The 1924-nt window shown below is 66.1% G+C and carries 1 protein-coding gene; it reads left to right on the top strand.

Annotated features, from left to right (window positions below):
• Window positions 1-1924: transketolase (tkt, locus tag JNM03_RS08235; RefSeq protein WP_294035986.1), on the top strand; the 1924-nt coding region annotated here is incomplete at both ends.

The raw sequence follows: 1924 nt of genomic DNA, 5'->3' as shown, positions 1-1924 counted from the left end.
CCAACGCGATCCGAGCTTTAGCGATGGATGCGGTTGAGGCCGCGAACAGCGGTCATCCTGGGATGCCGATGGGGATGGCGGATGTTGCGACGGTGCTTTATTCGGATTATCTGAAGTTCGATCCATCGGCGCCGGGGTGGTCGGATCGCGACCGGTTCGTGTTGTCGGCGGGTCATGGATCGATGCTGGCGTATGCGACGCTGCATCTGGCGGGCTATGCGCGGCCGACGATCGAGGACATTCGCGGGTTTCGGCAGCTTTCGAGCCCGTGTGCGGGACATCCCGAGAATTTCGAGCTGGCGGGCGTCGAGACGACGACCGGCCCGCTGGGCCAGGGGCTGGCGACCGCGGTCGGCATGGCGATTGCCGAGCGGCACCTGAATGCGCTTTACGGCGACGCGCTGGTCGATCACCGCACCTGGGTGATCGCGGGCGACGGCTGCCTGATGGAAGGGATCAACCACGAGGCGATCGGGCTTGCGGGTCACCTTGGCCTTGGCCGCCTGACGGTGCTGTGGGACGACAACGGGATCACGATCGACGGCTCGACCGACCTGTCGACGAGCGAGGATGTCGCGGCGCGCTATGCGGCGACGGGGTGGCATGTCGAGCGCTGCGACGGCCATGACCCTGCCGACATCCGCCGCGCGATCGATGCCGCGCTGGCCGATCCGCGTCCGTCGCTGATCGCGTGCCGCACGATCATCGGCTTTGGCGCGCCGAACAAGCAGGGGACGTCGGCGACGCACGGGGCGGCGCTGGGTGCCGACGAGATTGCGGCGGCGCGCCGTGAACTCGGCTGGACGGCCGAGCCGTTCGTCATCCCCGCCGATATCGCATCGGCGTGGGCGGCGTTCGGCGAGAAGGGCAAAGTCCTTCATGCCGAATGGAATGATCGCCTTTCAAGCAACGAAAAGAAAACGGAATTTGAAGATCGATTGAGCGGCAAGGTCGCACCGGGCGCCGCGTTCCAGGCCTATCTCGACGGGCTCGTCGCCGCGCCGCCGAAGGTCGCGACGCGCAAGGCGTCGGAGAATACGCTGGGCGCGCTGACCGCCGACATCGCGTCGCTTGTCGGCGGCAGTGCCGACCTCACCGGCTCGAACAACACGAAGACGGCCTCGACCGGCCCGCTGACCCGCACCGATTATGCCGGCCGCTATATCTATTACGGCATCCGCGAGTTCGGCATGGCGGCGGCGATGAACGGGATGGCGCTGCATGGCGGGATCATCCCTTATGGCGGCACGTTCCTGGTGTTCGCCGACTATTGCCGCGCCGCGATCCGCCTGTCGGCGCTCCAGCGCCAGCGTGTCGTCTATGTGATGACGCACGACAGCATCGGCCTTGGCGAGGACGGTCCGACGCATCAGCCGATCGAGCATCTGCAATCGCTGCGCGCGATGCCCAATCTGCTCGTCATGCGCCCCGCCGATGCGGTCGAGACGGCCGAATGCTGGGCGATCGCGCTGGCGCAGGAAAGCCGGCCGTCGCTGCTTGCGCTGACCCGCCAGAACCTCCCGCCGCTGCGTCATGACGTCACGGAAAATCTCTGCCTGAAAGGCGGTTACCGCCTTCGCACCGCCGACGCGGCCCGCAAGGTCGTGCTCGTCGCGACCGGCTCGGAGGTGTCGCTGGCGATCGAGGTTGCCGACAAGCTGGAAGCCGCAGGCCACGGCGCCGACGTCGTCTCGATGGTATCGACCGAACTCTTCGACGAACAGGACGCCGCCTATCAGGCCGATATCCTGCCCGACGACGCCCTCATCGTCTCGATCGAGGCCGGAACCACCTTCGGATGGGAACGCTACACTGGCCGCCACGGCCTGCGCTTCGGTATCGACAGCTTCGGCGCCTCCGCGCCAATCGAAGACCTGTTCAAACACTTCGGACTCTCTCAACACGACATCACAACCCAAATCCT

It is taken from the genome of Sphingopyxis sp., assembly GCF_016793825.1.
Taxonomy (GTDB): domain Bacteria; phylum Pseudomonadota; class Alphaproteobacteria; order Sphingomonadales; family Sphingomonadaceae; genus Sphingopyxis.
This window is presented reverse-complemented; position numbering and strand designations above follow the sequence as displayed.